Raw genomic sequence first — 18545 nt, 5'->3', positions numbered from 1 at the left:
CGCCTAAACCCTTCTCTCCACCATCATCTTCTTGATCTCCGCGATCGCCTTGGCCGGGTTGAGGCCTTTGGGGCAGGTCTGCGCGCAGTTCATGATGGTGTGGCAGCGATAGAGCCGGAACGGGTCTTCGAGATTGTCGAGCCGCTCGCCGGTGGCCTCGTCGCGGCTATCGATCAGCCAGCGATAGGCCTGCAGAAGCGTTGCCGGGCCGAGATAGCGGTCGCCGTTCCACCAATAGCTCGGGCACGAGGTCGAGCAGCAGGCGCACAATATGCATTCGTAGAGCCCGTCGAGCTTCTCGCGATCCTCATGGCTTTGCAGCCACTCCTTGGCCGGCTCCGGCGACACCGTCTTCAGCCAAGGCTGGATCGACGCGTGCTGGGCGTAGAAATTGGTGAGGTCGGGCACCAGATCCTTGACCACCTGCATATGCGGCAGCGGGTAGACTTTTACCGCGCCCGAAATGTCGTCGCAGCCCTTGGTGCAGGCGAGCGTGTTGGAACCGTCGATGTTCATGGCGCAGGAGCCGCAAATGCCTTCGCGGCAGGAACGCCGCAAGGTCAGCGTCGGGTCGATCTTGTTCTTGATCCACAGCAGCGCGTCGAGCACCATCGGTCCGCAATCGTCCATGTCGACGAAATAGGTGTCGATGCGCGGGTTCTCGTCGTCGTCCGGCGACCAGCGATAGATGCGGTATTCCCGCAGATTGGTGGCGCCCTCCGGCTTCGGCCAGGTCTTGCCCGGCTTGATCTGCGAATTCTTGGGGAGCGTGAGTTCAACCATGTTCGATCCTCAATACACTCTGGCCTTGGGCGCGATCTTGGCGAGGCTGATGCCGCCGTCCTTTTCAGCCAGCTGCGGCTCGGTGTGCACCGGCCGGTAGGAGAGTGCCACCTTGCCGTCTTCGCTCAGCCTGGCCAGCGTATGCTTGCGCCAGACCGCGTCGTCGCGCGCCGAAAAGTCCTCGCGTGCGTGCGCGCCACGGCTCTCCTTGCGCGCCTCGGCGCTGTAGACCGTGGTGATGGCATTGGCCATCAGGTTTTCGAGCTCCAGCGTTTCGACCAGATCGGAGTTCCAGATCATCGAGCGGTCGGACACTTTGATGTCCTTCAACTCGCCCCAGATCTGCGAAATGCGCTTACAGCCATTTTCGAGCGACTCCTGCGTGCGGAATACGGCCGCGTCTTCCTGCATCGCCTTCTGCATCTTTTCACGCAGCACCGCCGTCGGCGTCGAGCCGTTGGCGTGGCGCAGCCTGTCGAAGCGGTCCATGATCTTTTCGACCGAGGCTTCGTTGGGCGAAGGGATCGCCGACTTGCGGTCGATGACCTGGCCGGCGCGGATCGCCGCCGCGCGACCGAACACCACAAGATCGATCAGCGAATTCGAACCGAGCCTATTGGCGCCGTGCACGGAGGCGCAGCCGGCTTCGCCGACAGCCATCAATCCGGGCGACACCTGGTCTGGATTGAGCGCCGTCGGGTTGAGCACCTCGCCCCAGTAATTGGTCGGCACGCCGCCCATATTGTAGTGGACCGTGGGCAGCACCGGGATCGGCTCCTTGGTCAGGTCGACACCGGCAAAGATCTTGGCCGATTCCGAAATCCCCGGCAGCCGCTCATGCAGGACGGCGGGATCGAGATGGTCGAGATGCAGGAAGATGTGGTCCTTGTTCTTGCCGACGCCGCGGCCTTCGCGGATCTCCAGCGTCATGCAGCGCGAGACGACGTCGCGCGAGGCAAGGTCCTTGGCTGACGGCGCATAGCGCTCCATGAAGCGCTCGCCCTCGGAATTGACGAGATAGCCGCCCTCGCCGCGCGCACCCTCGGTGATCAGGCAGCCGGCGCCATAGATGCCGGTCGGGTGGAATTGCACGAACTCCATGTCCTGCAGCGGAAAGCCCGCACGCGCGGCCATGCCGCCGCCGTCGCCGGTGCAGGTGTGCGCCGAGGTGGCCGAGAAATAGGCGCGGCCATAGCCGCCGGTCGCCAGCACCACCATCTTGGCCGAGAAGCGGTGGATGGTGCCGTCATCCAGGTTCCAGGCGACGACACCGGTGCAGGTGCCGTCCGGCTCCATGATCAGGTCGAGCGCGAAATACTCGATGAAGAACTGCGCATTGTTCTTCAGCGACTGGCCGTAAAGCGTGTGCAGGATGGCATGCCCGGTGCGGTCGGCAGCGGCACAGGTGCGCTGCACCGGGGGACCTTCGCCATAGTTCATCATGTGGCCGCCGAACGGCCGCTGGTAGATCTTGCCCTCTTCGGTGCGCGAAAACGGCACGCCGTAATGTTCGAGCTCGTAGACCGCGGCCGGCGCCTCGCGCACCAGATATTCCATGGCGTCGACATCGCCCAGCCAGTCCGAGCCCTTGACGGTGTCGTACATGTGCCATTGCCAGGAATCGGGACCCATGTTGGACAGCGAGGCGGCAATGCCGCCTTGCGCCGCCACCGTGTGCGAGCGGGTCGGGAACACCTTGCTGATGCAGGCGGTGCGCAGCCCCTGTTCGGCCATGCCGAGCGTGGCGCGCAGGCCGGCGCCGCCGGCGCCAACGACCACCACGTCGAACTTGTGGTCGACAAAGGTATAGCCTGCCGTGTTGGCTTGTTTCGCGTCCTTGGCCAACTCAGCCTCCGAATGCCAGCTTGAGCAGGGCGAAGATCGAGGCGACGCCGACCGCTATGGTGAAAAATGTATTGAGCGCGATCAGCGCCAGCTTCATGCCTTCGCCATGCACGTAATCCTCAATGATCACCTGCATGCCGATCCGCATATGGGTGAGACCGGAGATGAGCACCAGGGCCATCACCAGCGCCACGAACGGGTTGGCAAGGGCTGCCCGCACATGCTCGTGGTCGGCGCCGTTGAGCGCGATCAGGAAACCGACGAAGAACAGGATCAGCGGGATGTTGGCGATCGCGGTCAGGCGCTGGCGCCAGAAATGCCCGGTGCCCTCGCGGGCGGAGCCGAGGCCGCGGACCCTCGCCAGCGGCGTGCGCATGTCGGTGTTTTTGCCGCTCATGATCAAGCTCCCCGTGCCATGGTGCCGGCGATCCATATCAGCAGCGTGAGCAGGATCGAGCCGGCCAGCGTCGCCCAGGCGATCTTCGAGGCGGTATGCTTTTCCAGGCCCGCGCCCGTGTCCCAGATGAGGTGCCGTACGCCGCCCAGCATATGATGCATCAGCGCCCAGGTGTAGCCGAACAGGATGATCCGGCCGAGCCAGGTGCCGAAGGCCCAATTGGCCCAATCGAAGGTCGCCTGCGAGCTTGCCGCCGCCATCAGCCACAGGGCGACCAGCAACGTGCCTAAATACAGCGCGCCGCCGGTGATGCGGTGAATGATCGACATCGTCATGGTGATCGGCGGCCGGTACACGGTGAGGTGCGGCGAAATCGGCCGTTCACGTCTGGCAAATTCGCGGGTGGCTGGTGATTTGCTCATGGCTCCCCCAGTTCGGCGTCTCTCTGGAGCCTCAGGTGGAAATGCGGCATTGCCGCTTCCGGTTGCGACTTCGGACAGCCGGTTTCTAATGCTCTTTTTGCACCGCGTCAAAGCCAGAAAACCGTTTCGAAAACGTAATTTAGTCTGACTAAAGGGCGGGCTTTGGCTTCAATCGATTAGGCCGGGAAGGCCTGAAGCCGGCTCGATATCGCTGCAGTGCAACATATCTGGCCCCAGGGCCCAGCGGTGGTGAGACTGGCGTCAGCGTTTGCAGGTCTGCGGCGTCGATCCCTTCTTCATCACCAGCGCCTCGCGCCCGTCGATCACGATTGCGTCATGGGTAGCCGCCTGGTAGCGGCTGCTCTGGTTGGCAGGCGACGCCGCAAACTCCTCGGTCGCGCCGTCGGACCCGACCACACGCAACGACGTGCCTAGATTTTGGATGAAAATCATACCGTTGTTGCCGCATCTATAGGTGGCCGTGCCTGTGCCTGGTCGCGGCGCGGTAAGGTCGGTGATAATCTTGGTTGCAGCTGCCGGAGGCACCGCGGCTGCGACGGACTGCTGGGCCGGCGCAGGTGAGACGACGACGGTATTGGCTGCCTTCGGCGCGCTGTCTTGCGGCACACAGGCAGCGACGACACCGAGCAACGGGAAAACGGACACCCAAATCGGCCGGCGTAGCGCCATATGCTGTCCTCCCGCGCGGCAAGCGGCCACGATGCTTTGTCCAGATCACGATCGTCCCGACGCCAAGGCGGACGCCGCCGCGATGGTGCGGCCAAGCATGGCCGAATGATGGCCACCGGGTTTTCCATCTAGTCGGATATTAACGGATATTAACCATGTTTACCGAGACATCGCCGCCAAACGCGCCGGCCTCTTAACAAAGGTTAAGAAACCGTTAATTTCTGATTCGAGGAGGCTTTCCCTCAAGACACGGAGGACGCCATGCGTTCGAATTCGGGCAAATCGCGCCTTGCGGCGCTCGTCGTAGCAGCCTCGGTCGCCGGCCTTGCAGCGCCAGCGCTTGCCGGCGCACGGCATCAGGATCGCGTCTACGCCGATTCCTTCGGCAACCTCGTCGTCGACAGCGCCGCCGGCTACAAGCGCATCATCGTCGGCCAAGGCAGGCTGGCCAAGCAGCTCTCCGACTACACCAGCGCCGGCCAGCCCAAGGTGATCTACGAGAACGAAGCCGACGAAATCGGCGGTTATAGCGATTGCTACCGGCCGCCGGTGCTGGTGAAGGGCCGCTCCTATATGTACGGCCTCTCCGACGGCGAGATGCCCGAACTCAGCCCCTGCCGCTAGCTTCCGTTCCGGCTGACGACCAGTTGCCGGCAGGCCCGACGGAGACGCGCACGCAATCGCGCCCGGCATTCTTCGCCTGATAGAGCGCCTGGTCGGCCCGCCGCATCAGATCGGCAAAGTCTTCGCTCGCATGGAGTTCGGCGACGCCGAAGCTCGCGGTGCAGCGGTTGTCAGCCGGCAGTCCGTCTATGGGCAGCGCGCCGAAGGCGCTGCGCGTTCCCTCGGCGAACAGCCGCGCCGCGGCAAGGTTGGTTCCCGGCAGGATGATGGCGAACTCCTCGCCGCCAATGCGGCCGGCAACGTGATGCGCGGCGGCGGCTTCACGCAGGAAGCCTGCAAAAGTCTCGATCACCCGGTCGCCGGACGCATGGCCGAAGCTGTCGTTGACGCTCTTGAAATGATCGAGATCGGCTATGACCAGCGCGACCGGCACGCCTTGCCGCAGGGCGCCAAGCACCGCCAGTTCGGCATGGCGGGTGAAGCCGCCGCGATTGAGCAGGCGCGAAAGCGTGTCCGTCTCCGACTTCGACGTCACTTCGGCAAGCACGTCGCGAACCAGGATGGCCAGCATCAGCAGCGCCAGCGCCAGCGCAAAGACAGTGCCGAGCGATTGCGACACCAGCGCGTAGTTGCTTTGCAGATAGGCTTGCGGATTGGCGCCCCAGCCGCCGAGCGCATGGGCGATGAATGGCTTGGAGGCAAACTGCAGGCCGCTCGCCGCCAGCACGGCCATCAATATGCGATCGAGACGGGCAAGCTTTTGCCTCGATGACCAGACGATGGCCAGCCCGATGAACTGCATGACCGCATAGGGAAGCTGATAGGCCATGATGCGGATCAGCGACTGGCGGGGCAGGTCCTGTACGAAATACACAGCTATGGTGGTGGCCAACAGGAAAAACAGCATCGCCTTCCAGGGCGGTGCCACGCCGTATTTGCGGGCAAGCCCGCCATTGAACGCAATGGTGGCGGCAAGGAAGACCGCGAAGGCGGCAACGACCGGGAGCCGCGCGTCGGCAAAAGCGGGAATGGAGAATTCGATGGCCGAATAGGCCATGCCCAGCAGATAGCCAAATGCCAGCCAGCGCGCCGGCGCCCGGCCGACATCGTGGAAGGCGACCGCCATGAAGCAGGCCGCCAGCAGGCCGGCAACCGACAGATTGATCAACAGGATGAAGTTGGCGCCGCTCATGTTCTCCCGCACCCGCGCCGACAGCTAATCATCGACGGGCGAAGAAGACGTTAACGTCCTGGCCGGGCAGGATTCAGCCGGTCTTGAGCGGCTCCGGCAGGAACGCCGTTTCCGGTCGCTCATAGGACAGGCGTACACTGTCGCGGCCGTTCTTCTTGGCCTTGTAGAGCGCATCGTCGGCACGGCGCATCAGCGGCTCCAGCGCCTCGTCACCGCTGCGGGCCGCCACGCCGAAGCTTGCCGTCACCTTCGTTCCCTGGGGAAGCCCGTCGACATGGCCGGCCGAATAGACCGTGCGCACCGCTTCGGCGAACAGCCGTGCCGCGGCAAGATCGCTGAGTGGCAGCAGCACGGCGAATTCCTCGCCGCCGATACGCCCGGCAACACCGCGCGCGCCGGCCGCCGACCGAAGCTTGGCGGCGAAATCGGCAATCACGCGATCGCCCGCCCCATGCCCATGCACATCGTTGAGCGCCTTGAAATGGTCGAGGTCGGCCAGCACCAGCGCGACCGGGAACCGCGCCGAGGCGCAGTGCCGCAAGAGCAGCATGCCGCGCTCCTCGAAGCCACGCCGGTTGAGCAGGCCCGACAGAGGGTCGGTAAAGGTCTCGGTCTTCAACGCCTTCAACACGTCGAGTGCCGCGGCGGAAAACAGGCACAGCGCGATAAGCAGCGAGAGCAGCGCGTGCGACAGCAGCGCCGTCGTCCAGTAGGACGAGCCATAGAACCCGTCATAGCTCGTGAAGGGCCCGTGCGCGATGACGACGATAAGGGTGCGCACGAAGAAGTTGACGCCCGACAGCAGCGACAGCACGAACAGGATTTTCTCGGTCGGGCCGCTGTTGCGCACCGGGCGCAGTTCGGCGGCAACCAGAAGGCTGATACCGCCGAAAGCGAAATTCATCGCCAGGATGCGCCAGGTGAGATCCGGCGCGATGAACAGGAACCAGCAAAACGACGCCAGTCCCCCGCAGGCCAGCGCGCCGATCCCCACATAGGGCACCTTGCGGCCATAGCGGTGGACGATGGCGCCGGCCAGGCAGCAGCCGGCGATGCTGAAGCAGATGTTCGACACCAGCTTGGTCAGCGGCATGCCGATCGGCAAGGTGAAATACTGAAGCAGGAAGCCCACCGCCGAGAGACTGTAGCTGAGCGCCAGCACGGCCAGATAGGGGCGGTGGCGCTGATAGGACCATAGCACGAGGAACGCCGCGCCGAGCGCCAGCGCGATCGTCGGGTTGAGCAGCGCTATGAGCAGACCCGTGTCCAAACGACTATGACTTCCCCTCGCTTACGTCGGGGAAGAGCTTAGAGGGCAAGCCCAAACAAGCGGTTAAGCCACGCGGTAGGCAGGACCGCCATCTCAAAATAATGTCAGGGAACCGCCGTCTCCGGTCAGCGTTCCTTCGTTGACAATCTGGAGCGACCGATGGCCGACACAATCACACTGACCGACCACGATGCGATCCGCTCGTGGGCTGCCGGGCGCGCCGGCTTTCCCGCAATCGTCGACATCTCGCCCGAAGCGGGGACGCAGCCCATGTTGAGGCTGGTCTTCGGCCAGCACGCCTATCAGGATCAGGACCAGCCTGAACGGCCGCTCAATGCGGGAGGCTATGAACTCGTCGAATGGGACGAATGGTTCAAGCTCTTCGAGGAACAACAGCTTGCGCTTGTGGTCGCGGCCGAACAGCCCGGACGCCGCGAGGAGTTCCACGAACTCGTCCGCCGTGACGGGAAGCGTTGACCCGAGCCGGGTGCGGCTCGGGTCCGTTCAAGTCTGGACTACTTCCACTCGCGAATGTCGACGAAGTGGCCGGCGATCGCCGCCGCGGCCGCCATCGCCGGCGACACCAGATGGGTGCGGCCCTTGAAGCCTTGCCGGCCCTCGAAATTGCGGTTCGAAGTCGAGGCGCAGCGTTCATGCGGCTTCAGCCGGTCGTCGTTCATGGCCAGGCACATCGAGCAGCCCGGCTCGCGCCAATCGAAACCGGCGGCGACAAAGATCTTGTCGAGGCCTTCGGCTTCCGCCTGTTCCTTGACCAGGCCGGAGCCCGGCACGATCATCGCATCGACATGCGGGCTGACCGTCTTGCCTTCGACCACCTTGGCGACGGCGCGCAGATCCTCGATGCGGCCATTGGTGCAGGAACCGATGAAGACGCGGTCGAGCGTGATGTCGGTGATCCTGGTGCCCGGCGTCAGACCCATATAGTCGAGCGCGCGCTGCTTGGAGGTGCGCTTGTTCTCATCGGTGATGTCGTCCGGGTTCGGCACGATGCCTTGCACCGACACGACGTCCTCGGGCGAGGAGCCCCAGGAGACGATCGGCGGCAGCTTGGCCGCGTCTAGCACGATCACCTTGTCGAAATGCGCGCCCTCGTCGGACTGTAGCGTCTTCCAGTATTCGAGTGCCGCATCCCAGGCCGCGCCCTTCGGCGCGCGCGGCTTGTCCTTGACATAGGCGAAGGTCGTCTCGTCCGCGGCGATCAGGCCGGCGCGCGCGCCGCCTTCGATCGACATGTTGCAGATCGTCATGCGGCCCTCCATCGACAGCGCACGGATCGCCTCGCCGGCATATTCGATGACATAGCCGGTGCCACCGGCAGTGCCGATCTCGCCGATGATGGCCAGGATGATGTCCTTGGCGGTGACACCTTCCGGCAATTGGCCGTCGACACGCACCAGCATGTTCTTGGCCTTGCGCTGGATCAGCGTCTGCGTCGCCAGAACATGCTCGACCTCGGATGTGCCGATGCCATGCGCCAGCGCGCCGAAAGCGCCGTGCGTCGAGGTGTGGCTGTCGCCGCAGACGATGGTCATGCCGGGCAGTGTAAAGCCCTGCTCCGGACCGATGATGTGGACGATGCCCTGGCGGATATCGTTCTCGGAATAATATTCGACGCCGAAATCCTTGGCGTTCTTGGCCAGCGCCTCGACCTGGATGCGGCTTTCCTCGTTCTTGATGCCGAACTTGCGCTCGGGCGAAGTCGAGACATTGTGATCGACCACGGCCAGCGTCTTTTCCGGATGCCGGACTTTACGGCCGGTCATGCGCAGGCCTTCGAAGGCCTGCGGACTGGTCACTTCATGGACCAGGTGGCGGTCGATGTAGAGCAGGCAGGTGCCGTCTTCCTGGCGATCGACGACATGGTCGTCGAAAATCTTGTCGTAGAGGGTGCGCGGTGCGCTCATGTGCGTAAATCCGTCGATATGAGAATGGGAAAGAGCAGGTGCCGGACCTCCGGCCCGGCGAAACGACCCCGATGGGTCGGCCTAGGGTAGTCGGCTGGTCAGCGCCCCGGACACGCGCGCGGAGAAGCGCGACGGCAGGCGTTTTCTGTCCTGCAGCACGAACCCCTTGTAGGCCGGATCGCCAAAAAGCTCTTCCATGGCGTGGCTCATATCAATGTTTTGGGTTTTCGGCAATTGGAAGCTGCCTTCGCAGAACTCGGGTTCCTCGTCCTCACTTCCACACCTTCAGGGGGAGAGGAAGGGAGCCGACCTTACTTAAGCTAGCGCCTTCCTCTACCCCGTCGATCGGGGGAGAGGAAGGAAGCCAAGATCGGAGAACGCGCCGCTCAGATCACTTCAAACACAAACGTCTTCACCAGCGCATCCGGCTCGGCGATCGCATAGCAGCGGAACCACGGGCTTTCCTCGACCGGCCGCCATTTCCCAGTCTGCTCCAACTCATCGAACACCGCCTGGAAGCCGCCGCTCTCGAACACCCGGTCGCGCACGGTAAAGATCGCATGGCCGCCCTTGCGGGTGATGCGCACCAGTTCGTGCAGGCCTGTCGCCGGCGCATGGCTGATGGTGAACACGCCTGTCGAGAAGAAGGCGCGGAAAAACCCGTCCGGCCACGGCAGCGGACCGCCCAGCATTGCCTGCTTCAGTTCGCTGTAGGCATTGCGGCTGCCGGCGATCTTCAGCATATCGTCCGAGAGGTCGAGCCCCGCAATGTCGCGGTAGCCGAGCGCATTCAGCGACGGTCCCGACAGGCCGGTGCCGCAGCCGGCATCGAGCAAGGGGCCATCGCCCGCCGGCACATGGCGCGCCATCCAGGCGGTGATCAGGAAAGGCAGGAGGTAGCCGAGCGAGGCGGTCTCGCTGTCATAGGTCGCGGCCCATGCGGCATAGGCCTCTTCAAGCGCTTCCGGCGTGTCGGCCGTATAGACGGAATCCAGCGCCGCATTGGCTTTGTCGACGATCATGGGGACCTCCTCAACGGGAATGCTCGGGGATCGTAGCGCTGCCTTGGCCGAAAGACTATTCCTCGTGCTGGCGGCGCAGCCGCCGTTCCAGCGCCCTGAGCGCCAGCGACAGGCCGACGGTCAGGATGAGGTAGATGTAGGCTGTTATCGAATAGGTCTCGAAGAAGCGAAAGGAGCCGGCGGCGTAGACCTTGCCCATCTGCGTGATGTCGGCAACGCCGAGCACCGAGACCAGCGAGGAATCCTTGACCAGGGCGACGAAATCATTGCCGAGGGGCGGCAGGATGGTGCGGATCGCCTGTGGAAACACGATCAGCCGGAAGCGCTGCGCGCGGGTCAGCCCGAGCGCCTTCGCCGCTTCGATCTGGCCCTTCTCCACCGCCTGGATGCCGGCCCGGAAAACCTCCGAGATGAAAGCCGAATAGCCGATGGTCAGCGCCATGATGGCGCGCCACAACAGCGACACGTCGCGCACCAAAAGCTCGCCGAACAGGCCGGCGCTTTGCAGCGGCGCGGTCAGCGCGTTCCAGGCCGCGACGAAGGCCGGCGCGCCGGCAAAGGCGATCCAGAACAACAGCACCAGGATCGGCACGCCGCGGATGATCTCGACATAGAAGCGCGCGATCTGGCGCAGCCAGCGCGAACCCGACATTCCCATCAGCGCAATGCCGAGACCGATGGCCGACGCCAGCACGAAGGCGACCACGGTGACGAAGATGGTGACGCCGATGCCCTTGGCGACCGTGGCGAACACCTGGGCATAGAGATTGCTGGTGGCGACGAAGACGGCCACCGCGATCGCGATGGTTACGGCTACGACAAGCCACCAGGGGAAGTCGGCTTTGGAGGAAGAGGCGGGAGGCATCAAAAGGATTGCGCCAAGGCACCCCCCTCTGGCCTGCCGGCCATCTCCCCCTCAAGAGGGGAGATTGGCAGCTTCGTCGACGGCACTCTTTTTACAACTTTGGTGATTGGCGAAATCGGAAAAACCAGCCAATCTCCCCCCTTGAGGGGGAGATGCCCGGCAGGGCAGAGGGGGGCGTTCAAGCGCGAAGTCGGCGCGAAATCACTGTCCCATCTTGTAATCAAGAAACCACTTCTTGTTCAGCGCATCGAACGTCCCGTCCGCCTTCAACGCCGCAATCGCCGCATTGACCGGCTTCACCAGGTCGGAACCCTTCGGGAAGATGAAGCCGAAATCCTCGGTGCCGAGCGGGCCGCCGATCAGCTTCAGTTTGCCGTCGGAGGCGTCGACATAGCCCTTGCCGGCGGTGCCGTCGGTCAAGACGACGTCAACGTCGCCGGATTTCAGTGCCTGCACCGTGGCGCCGAAGGTCTCGAACAGCTTGATGCGCGGGTTCTGCTCATTGCCGTCGAGCACGCTGTAGACGGCGGTGTAGAAGGGCGTGGTACCGGCCTGCGCGCCGATCAGCCCATCCTTGAAGGCGCCGAAGGTCTTGGCGTCGGTGAAACGGCTTTCATCGCCGCGCACCAGCATGAACTGTTCCGAGCGCATATAGGGGTCGGAGAAATCGACCTTCTCCTTGCGGTCGTCCTTGATGGTGATGCCGGTCATGCCGATGTTGTACTGGTTGTCGGAAACCGCCTGGATCATCGCGTCCCAGGATGTGTTCTGGTACTCGACGGCGAAATTCAGCCGCTTGGCGATCTCGTTCATCGCATCATATTCCCAGCCGATCTGCTTGCCGGTCTTGGCATCGATGAACTGCAGCGGCGGGTAGGCGTTTTCGGTGACCACCACCACCTTCTTGCCGCCGAGGTCGGGCAGCACCTGCGCAAAGGCGGCAACGGGTACCAGGACGAGGGCAAGCAGGCCTGCCAGCAGCAGTTTCGATTTGGTCATGACACACTCCCCGGAAATTGACGGACCCGGGCACGGCCGGGCTTGTAGGAAAATCCGGCGCCGACTTTAGCTTTCCGCAAGCGTCATGCAAGACGGTCCGCTGCGTCAGCGCGCGCGAAAAGGGATTCCGATGCCTTCATTTCCGGGATTCAGGAATGAACGGTGTCGCGGCAGCGATCAGCTCCGCTTCACGATGCCGGCATCCGCCTTGCGCAAGCCGGAGACGAACCGCGTCAGCGTGCGGTGCAGGGATTTCAACTCGTCGGCATCCAGCGGCAGGTTGCAAAGCATCGCCGCCGGCACGCTTTTGGCCTGCTCACGCAACGCTTGTCCCTTCGCTGTCGGCTCGACCAGAACCCGGCGCTCGTCGGCCAGGTCGCGCCGGCGTGTGACCAGGCCACCGGCCTCCAGCCGCTTGAGCAGCGGCGTCAGCGTCGCCGAATCCAGCCCGAGCGCTTCGCCAAGCTCGCCGACCGTGCTTGGAGCCCGTTCCCAAAGCGCCAACATGGCCAGATATTGCGGATAGGTCAGACCAAGCGGATCGAGCAGCGGGCGGTAGAGCTTCGTCATCAGCCCGCTTGCCGAATAGAGCGCGAAGCAGAGCTGTTGGTCGAGCCGCGGAACGTGAAACGTCCCGGTGGCCTCCGCCGGGACGTCCCTGGTGCTCTTTGTCGTCTTTTCCGTCATGCCGCCTTTACCGAAAGCGCTACGTCGACATTGCCCCTGATGGCGTTGGAATAGGGGCAGATCTTGTGCGCCTCCGATACAAGCGCTTCCGCCGCCGCCTGATCAAGGCCTTTCGTTTCCGCCGCGAGCGCGACGCCGAGCTTAAAGCCTTCGCCATCGGGAAGCAGGCTGACGGTGGAGGTTACCCCGGCATCCGTCAGCGACAGCTTCTGTTTGCGCGCGACAAAGCGGATGGCGCTTTCGAAGCAGGCGGCATAGCCGATAGCGAACAGTTGCTCGGGATTGGTGGCGCCCCCCGGCCCGCCGAGTTCCTTGGGCATTGCCAGATCGACCTTGAGCAGACCGTCGCTGGTCTCGCCATGGCCGGCGCGGCCGCCGGTGACGTGAGCCTGTGTGGTGTAGAGTGCCATATCAAATCTCCAATTACTTTGTGCGCGATTATTTAACGCACAAGGTAATACGCCGTCAACAGCCGGATCCTGTGTCTGGCGCTGAAAGCGTTCACAGTCTGGTGAAACGAAAAAAGGCGGCCGAAGCCGCCTTTTTGAATGAGTTCCGAAAATCTTATTCGGCAGGGGTCGCTTCTGCGGCGGCCTTGGCTGCTGCTTCGGCCTCGGCGGCGGCCTTCTTCTCGGCGGCGTCCTGGGCGGCCTTCTCGACGGCCAGGGCCTCGGCTGCTGCCACCTTCTCGGCTTCGATGCGGGCCTTCTCGGCGTTCAGCGCATCGCGCTCCTCATCGTTCAGCTTGCGGGCGCGCACGCCGGTGTTTTCCGAAATACGGGCCGATTTGCCGCGACGATCGCGCAGGTAGTAGAGCTTGGCGCGACGCACCTTGCCGCGGCGAACGATCTCGACGCCTTCAACCATCGGCGAGTAGACCGGGAACACGCGCTCGACGCCTTCGCCGTAGGAAATCTTGCGAACCGTGAAGTTCTCCTGGAAGCCGGCGCCGGCGCGGGCGATGACGACGCCCTCATAGGCCTGAACGCGGGTGCGGGTGCCTTCGGTCACGCGGACCTGGACGCGCACGGTGTCGCCGGGCTGGAATTCGGGAAGCTTGCGCTTGGCTTCGATCTTGGCGGCCTGTTCGGCCTCGAGCTGACGGAGAATATCCATCTCAAAAGTCCACTTCTTGTTCTTCCGACAGTCAGAGCGTCCGACACTCGCCTTGCAGTTCCATTGACCGCTTGGCTATGCCTTTTGTCTCCAAGACATTTGTCTTTGAAACATCAGGCAGGGGCGACTACACCGTCATTGTTGACGGATCCGGCAGATTCTTTCTGGCCGGTACGGGCGGGCACATACAGCTATTTCGCCGCTTTGTCACGCCTTGGGCGCGCATTTTCTGCTCGCATGGCACCATCGTAATCCTGCCGTGCCGGGTTGCGCCGGTCGTTCAGGCTTTCTAAAGCCTGAAATAACACAGTTTTGAGCGGCCGCAATTCATGTCTGTCTTCGATGCCATCCTGCTGTTTCTAGCGGGCTTTCTGTCAGGCGCCGCCAATGCGGTCGCCGGTGGCGGCACCTTCATCACCTTCGGCGCCATGACGTTGGTCGGCCTGCCGCCGATTGTTGCCAACGCCACCTCCTCGGTGACGCAATTTCCAGGCTACATCACCTCGACCCTCGCCTACTCGGCCGATATCAGGCACTTCTGGCGCGGCGCGCTGCTGCTGTGCCTGATCTCGGCCGTGGGTGCACTGGCCGGCGCTCTGATCCTTTTGGCGCTCGACAATCCCTCGTTTCGCGCTCTGGTGCCGTGGCTGCTGCTAGCCGCGACGGCCCTGTTCGCCGCCGGCCCCTGGCTGAAACCAGTGCCAAAGCCCGGCCATGAAGCGGCGGTGGGCTCGCTGGCCGGCTCGCTCGCACAATTTCTCACCGCCATCTATGGCGGCTTCTTCGGCGCCGGCATGGGCGTGATGATGCTGGCGACGCTCGGCCTCACCCAGGCCGGCGACTATCACCGGCTGAACGCGTTGAAGAACATGCTGGCCATGGTCATCGCCGCTGTCGCGATCGTCGTCTTCGTCTCGGGCGGCGTCGTCGCCTGGCCGCAGGCGATCATCATGATCCCGGGCGGCGCGCTCGGCGGCTATGCCGGCGTCTGGATCGCCAAGCGCGTGCCGCAAAACGCGGTGCGCGGCTTCGTCGTCGCCGTCGGCCTGTTTTTGGCCTTCTATTATTTTGCCAAGGGCTGAGCAGCGGCAAGCAGGTCCGGACGCCTCTCGGCTGTCAGTCTTTCTGACTCCGCCCGCCGCCAGGCGGCGATCTTCTTGTGATTGCCGGAAATCAGGACCTCGGGAATGTCACCGCCTTCGAACTCCTGCGGCCGCGTATAGTGCGGATGTTCGAGCAGGCCGTTTTCAAAACTCTCTTCCTCGCCCGACATCGCGTTGCCCATGACCCCGGGCAGCAGCCGCACCACCGCGTCGAGCAGCACAAGGGCGGCCGGCTCACCACCCGAGAGAATGAAATCGCCGATCGAGACTTCCTCCAATCCCCGCGCGTCGATCACCCGCTGGTCGACGCCTTCGAAGCGGCCGCACAGGATGACGGCGCCCGGCCCAGCGGCCAGCTCGCGCACACGCGCCTGGGTCAGCGGCTTGCCGCGCGGGCTCATCAGCAGCCGGGGCCGCGCATCGCCTTCCGGCGAAGCATGGTCGATGGCTTTCGCCAGCACGTCGGCGCGCATCACCATGCCGGCGCCGCCGCCGGCGGGCGTGTCGTCGACGGTGCGGTGGCGGTCGGTGGCGAAGTCGCGGATCTGGATCGTCTCCAGCGACCACGTCCCGGCCTCGAGCGCCCGGCCGGCCAACGACAGGCCGAGCGCGCCGGGAAACATCTCGGGGTAAAGCGTCAGCACCGAAGCGGAAAAACTCACCGGTTGCCCCCGGCATCGCTCGGTCCGCGCGGCCTGCCCTTCGGATCGAAGTCTTCCTCACGCGGACCACCGCCATCCTCGTCATCGACCAGCCCGGCCGCCGCCGGATCGACGCGGACGAAACCTTCGGCGATCGACACTTGCGGTACGGCAGCCTGTGTGAACGGGATCAGCACGCCCTTGCGCCCGCCCAGCGTCACGTCGAGAATGTCGCCGCCGCCGAAATTGTGCACCGCGACCACCTTGCCAAGCACGGCACCAGTGTCGTCGCGGACTTCGAGGCCAACGAGGTCGGCATGATAGAATTCGTCTTCCTCGCCATCGTCCGGCAGCATCGAACGGTCGACGAACAGCTCCGTGCCGGCCAGCGCCTCGGCCGCATTGCGGTCGGCAATGCCCTTGAAGCGGACCACGACGACGGTGTTGGCGGGCCTGATGTCGACGATCTGGAAGGCGCGCCCGTCCCTGGCGTAGAGCGGCCCGTAATCGGCCAGCGCCAGCGGCTCGCCGGTGAAGGTCTTCACCCGCAATTCGCCCTTGATGCCATGGGCGGCGCCGATCACGGCCATCTGGACAGGGTTCTGGGGCTTGCTCATGGCGAAATATCCTTTGGCCTGCTCTAGCCCCACGCGGCTGTCATTTCAATGACGGGCTATTCACCGCTTCCTAACCCGAATATCCGAAAATGCCGCCATGCAGGAATTCCTCATCCCGGCCAAACCCGATCTCCAGGCGGCGCGCGAAAGCTGGCTGAAGATGCTAGCGCGAGAACGTCGGCTGTCGCCCGAGACGGTGGAAGCCTATGAGCGCGACACGCGTCAGTTCCTGCATTTCCTCACCGGCCATTGCGGCGGCTCGCCCGGCATTTCGGACATCGCCGATCTGCGCCCGGCGGATTTGCGCGGCTTCCTTGCCGCCCGCCGCAATGCCGGTGCCGGCGCCCGCACGCTGGGCCGGGGTCTCGCCGGCATCCGCTCGCTGCTGCGTTTCCTCGAGCGGCGCGGCCTCGCCAATGCGGCCGGTGCGGCGGCACTGCGCGCGCCGCGCCAGCCCAAATCGCTGCCCAAGCCGCTGACGGCGAGCGATGCCAAGCATATCGTTTCCATCGAAGGCCAACTGGCGGAGGAACCCTGGATCGCAGCCCGCAACGCCGCCGTGCTGACGCTGCTCTACGGCTCTGGCCTGCGCATTTCCGAGGCGCTCGGCCTGACCGGCGCCGATCTGGCGTCGGCGGCCGACACGGTGCTGCGCGTTGTCGGCAAGGGCGGCAAGACGCGCCTGGTGCCGGTGCTGCCGGTGGCGCTCAGGGCAATCGCCGAATATCGCCGGCTCTGCCCCTACCATCTCGACCCCAAGGGCCTGTTGTTTCGCGGCGCCCGCGGCGGCCCGCTCAACCCGGCCATCGTCCAGCGCGACATGGCCAAGCTGCGCTCGGCGCTCAACCTGCCCGATACCGCGACGCCGCATGCACTGCGCCATTCCTTCGCCACGCATCTGCTCGGCCGCGGCGGTGATTTGCGCACCATCCAGGAACTGCTCGGCCACGCCAGCCTGTCGACGACGCAAATCTACACCGGCGTCGACACCGCGAGGCTGCTCGAGATTTATGAGCAGGCGCATCCCAGGGCGTGAACGCCAGTAACGTTCACCATTTGGCCGAAAGCCTCCCCAACGTCGTCATCCCTGGGCGAAGCAGGAGCGAAGCTCCGTCGCGGAGACCCTGGGATGACGAAGAAATGGGCGTTTCCGCTAATCGTTGAAGCATGAGCCCCATCGACGTCAGTTGAGGGCGATAGCCAGTCCAAGACAATTTCTCAGCACAGGTTAACCGTTTTGCCGCTTTTCAGTCCTAGAAGAGGCTCATGAAACGCGTCATAGCCATCGCCGACCGTGCTGCTTCCGTGTCGCTGAAGCTGCTCGTCGCGCTCAATGTTCTGTTCTTCCTGTCGTTCCTCGCCGTGCTGCTGTTCGCGGCCGGCAAGGCGCATGCCGAAGGCCCGACCTGCACCGGTGCCGACATGCTGTCGGCCCTGCAGAAGAACGATCCGGCGACCTACCGCAAGATCGAAGCGGAAGCCGCCGCGACGCCGAACGGCAAGGGCCTGTTGTGGAAGCTGGAAAAGCCCGGCGAGAAGCCGTCCTTCCTGTTCGGCACCATGCATATGACCGACCCGCGCGTCACCACGCTGCCTCCCGAAGCGCAGAAAGCCTATGACGCCGCCGGCACCATCGTCATCGAAACCACCGACGTGCTCGACAAGCAGAAGATGATGGTAGCGATGCTCAAGGAGCCGGACCTGATGATGTTCACGGATTCGACGACGCTGGCGTCGCTACTGTCGCCCGACGATGCGGCGGCCATGAACACCGCGCTCGACGCACGCGGCATTCCGCCGGCAACGGTTGCCAAGATGAAGCCGTGGATGCTCTCGGCCATGATGGCACTGCCGGCCTGCGAGCTGGCCCGTCAGTCAGGCGGCGCCCCGGTGCTCGATGTCAGGCTGGCGGAAGGCGCGAAGGCTTCCGGCAAGCCGGTGGAAGGATTGGAGACGGCTGAAGGCCAACTGCGCGCCATGGCCTCGCTGCCGCTGGCGTTTCACATGAAGGGCCTCGTCGACACGCTGAAGCTCGGCGACAAGGTCAACGACATCAACGAAACCATGATCGTGCTCTACCAGCGTGGCGACACCGGCATGTTCTGGCCGCTGTTTCGTGCCGCGATGCCGGACCAACAGGACGACCCCGCGGGCTATGCGGCGTTCGAGGAAACCATGATCACCAGCCGCAACAAGGTGATGGTCGAGCATGCCGAACCGATCCTTGCCAAAGGCAACGTCTTCATGGCGGTCGGCGCCCTCCACCTCCCCGGCCCCGAAGGCCTGGTCGAGGATTTCCGCAAGGCCGGTTACACCGTCACGCCTGTCGGACTTTAGTGACTTCAGC

General features: G+C 64.0%; 21 protein-coding genes. 5 read left to right on the top strand and 16 right to left on the bottom strand.

Annotated elements, in window-relative coordinates; all coding sequences use genetic code 11:
- Positions 1-3 precede the first annotated feature (3 nt).
- From A9K65_RS05270 to A9K65_RS05250, 5 genes are all read right to left on the bottom strand, one after another.
- Entirely contained in the window at positions 4-783 is a 780-nt protein-coding gene (locus tag A9K65_RS05270) for a succinate dehydrogenase iron-sulfur subunit (protein ID WP_013528877.1), read from the bottom strand.
- A gap of 9 nt (positions 784-792) precedes the next feature.
- Complete coding sequence (sdhA, locus tag A9K65_RS05265) at positions 793-2628, bottom strand: succinate dehydrogenase flavoprotein subunit (RefSeq protein WP_064992607.1); 1836 nt, start codon at positions 2626-2628, stop codon at positions 793-795.
- 1 nt (position 2629) lies between these two features.
- Complete coding sequence (gene sdhD / locus A9K65_RS05260; protein WP_013528875.1) at positions 2630-3025, bottom strand: succinate dehydrogenase, hydrophobic membrane anchor protein; 396 nt, start codon at positions 3023-3025, stop codon at positions 2630-2632.
- 2 nt (positions 3026-3027) lie between these two features.
- Positions 3028-3447, bottom strand: coding sequence for a succinate dehydrogenase, cytochrome b556 subunit (gene sdhC / locus A9K65_RS05255; RefSeq protein ID WP_064992608.1), 420 nt, complete (start codon positions 3445-3447; stop codon positions 3028-3030).
- Between the two features lie 261 nt (positions 3448-3708).
- Positions 3709-4137, bottom strand: coding sequence for a hypothetical protein (locus A9K65_RS05250; RefSeq protein ID WP_027163300.1), 429 nt, complete (start codon positions 4135-4137; stop codon positions 3709-3711).
- Positions 4138-4398: 261 nt separating this feature from the next.
- On the opposite strand from A9K65_RS05250, the gene A9K65_RS05245 reads away from it, so the two are divergent.
- Positions 4399-4761, top strand: coding sequence for a hypothetical protein (locus A9K65_RS05245; RefSeq protein WP_024504989.1), 363 nt, complete (start codon positions 4399-4401; stop codon positions 4759-4761).
- Here A9K65_RS05245 and A9K65_RS05240 read toward each other — a convergent pair.
- Positions 4745-5953 (bottom strand): GGDEF domain-containing protein, encoded by a 1209-nt coding sequence (locus A9K65_RS05240; RefSeq protein ID WP_027163299.1) that lies wholly within the window; start codon positions 5951-5953, stop codon positions 4745-4747. The two genes, A9K65_RS05245 and A9K65_RS05240, sit on opposite strands and share 17 nt — an antisense overlap.
- 73 nt (positions 5954-6026) lie before the next feature.
- Positions 6027-7223, bottom strand: coding sequence for a GGDEF domain-containing protein (locus tag A9K65_RS05235; RefSeq protein WP_027163298.1), 1197 nt, complete (start codon positions 7221-7223; stop codon positions 6027-6029).
- 159 nt (positions 7224-7382) lie between these two features.
- On the opposite strand from A9K65_RS05235, the gene A9K65_RS05230 reads away from it, so the two are divergent.
- On the top strand, positions 7383-7700 hold the full coding sequence (locus A9K65_RS05230) for a hypothetical protein (protein WP_013528869.1): 318 nt from the start codon (positions 7383-7385) through the stop codon (positions 7698-7700).
- Between the two features lie 38 nt (positions 7701-7738).
- Here the strand turns inward: A9K65_RS05230 and leuC are convergent, their stop codons facing one another.
- The 7 genes from leuC to rplS form a co-directional block, all read right to left on the bottom strand.
- The gene (gene leuC, locus A9K65_RS05225; protein ID WP_013528868.1) at positions 7739-9148 is read right to left on the bottom strand and encodes a 3-isopropylmalate dehydratase large subunit; all 1410 of its coding nucleotides are present in this window, start codon (positions 9146-9148) and stop codon (positions 7739-7741) included.
- A gap of 386 nt (positions 9149-9534) precedes the next feature.
- The gene (locus tag A9K65_RS05215) at positions 9535-10170 is read right to left on the bottom strand and encodes a class I SAM-dependent methyltransferase (protein WP_064992609.1); all 636 of its coding nucleotides are present in this window, start codon (positions 10168-10170) and stop codon (positions 9535-9537) included.
- Between the two features lie 55 nt (positions 10171-10225).
- Complete coding sequence (locus A9K65_RS05210) at positions 10226-11035, bottom strand: amino acid ABC transporter permease (RefSeq protein ID WP_064992610.1); 810 nt, start codon at positions 11033-11035, stop codon at positions 10226-10228.
- A gap of 201 nt (positions 11036-11236) precedes the next feature.
- Positions 11237-12034 carry a transporter substrate-binding domain-containing protein gene (locus tag A9K65_RS05200; RefSeq protein WP_064992611.1) on the bottom strand — a complete coding sequence of 266 codons (798 nt, stop codon included), beginning with the start codon at positions 12032-12034 and terminating at the stop codon, positions 11237-11239.
- A gap of 177 nt (positions 12035-12211) precedes the next feature.
- A complete protein-coding gene (locus A9K65_RS05195; RefSeq protein WP_024504983.1) occupies positions 12212-12721 on the bottom strand; it encodes a MarR family transcriptional regulator in 510 nt (169 codons plus the stop codon).
- Positions 12718-13131, bottom strand: a complete 414-nt coding sequence (locus tag A9K65_RS05190; RefSeq protein ID WP_013528862.1) for an organic hydroperoxide resistance protein — start codon at positions 13129-13131, stop codon at positions 12718-12720. The genes A9K65_RS05195 and A9K65_RS05190 overlap by 4 nt, the downstream gene beginning before the upstream one ends.
- A 154-nt stretch (positions 13132-13285) precedes the next feature.
- Positions 13286-13837: a 50S ribosomal protein L19 gene (gene rplS, locus A9K65_RS05185; protein ID WP_013528861.1), complete on the bottom strand. Its 552-nt coding sequence runs from the start codon at positions 13835-13837 to the stop codon at positions 13286-13288.
- A gap of 329 nt (positions 13838-14166) precedes the next feature.
- Between rplS and A9K65_RS05175 the strand changes: the two genes are divergently transcribed.
- Positions 14167-14919 (top strand): sulfite exporter TauE/SafE family protein, encoded by a 753-nt coding sequence (locus A9K65_RS05175; protein ID WP_027163293.1) that lies wholly within the window; start codon positions 14167-14169, stop codon positions 14917-14919.
- Here the strand turns inward: A9K65_RS05175 and trmD are convergent.
- Both trmD and rimM read right to left on the bottom strand, forming a co-directional pair.
- Positions 14901-15602, bottom strand: coding sequence for a tRNA (guanosine(37)-N1)-methyltransferase TrmD (gene trmD / locus A9K65_RS05170; RefSeq protein WP_064992612.1), 702 nt, complete (start codon positions 15600-15602; stop codon positions 14901-14903). The genes A9K65_RS05175 and trmD overlap by 19 nt on opposite strands.
- Positions 15599-16198, bottom strand: a complete 600-nt coding sequence (gene rimM / locus A9K65_RS05165) for a ribosome maturation factor RimM (RefSeq protein WP_024504980.1) — start codon at positions 16196-16198, stop codon at positions 15599-15601. Before rimM ends, trmD begins: the two co-directional genes overlap by 4 nt.
- 97 nt (positions 16199-16295) lie before the next feature.
- On the opposite strand from rimM, the gene A9K65_RS05160 reads away from it, so the two are divergent.
- The gene (locus A9K65_RS05160) at positions 16296-17234 is read left to right on the top strand and encodes a tyrosine recombinase XerC (RefSeq protein WP_064992613.1); all 939 of its coding nucleotides are present in this window, start codon (positions 16296-16298) and stop codon (positions 17232-17234) included.
- Between the two features lie 230 nt (positions 17235-17464).
- The gene (locus tag A9K65_RS05155) at positions 17465-18535 is read left to right on the top strand and encodes a TraB/GumN family protein (protein WP_064992614.1); all 1071 of its coding nucleotides are present in this window, start codon (positions 17465-17467) and stop codon (positions 18533-18535) included.
- The last annotated feature ends 10 nt before the right edge of the window (positions 18536-18545 follow it).

This window comes from Mesorhizobium sp. WSM1497 (assembly GCF_001672455.2).
Classification (GTDB): domain Bacteria; phylum Pseudomonadota; class Alphaproteobacteria; order Rhizobiales; family Rhizobiaceae; genus Mesorhizobium; species Mesorhizobium ciceri.
The sequence above is the reverse complement of the archived record's forward strand: the minus strand, read 5'-3'. Positions and strand labels throughout refer to the sequence as shown.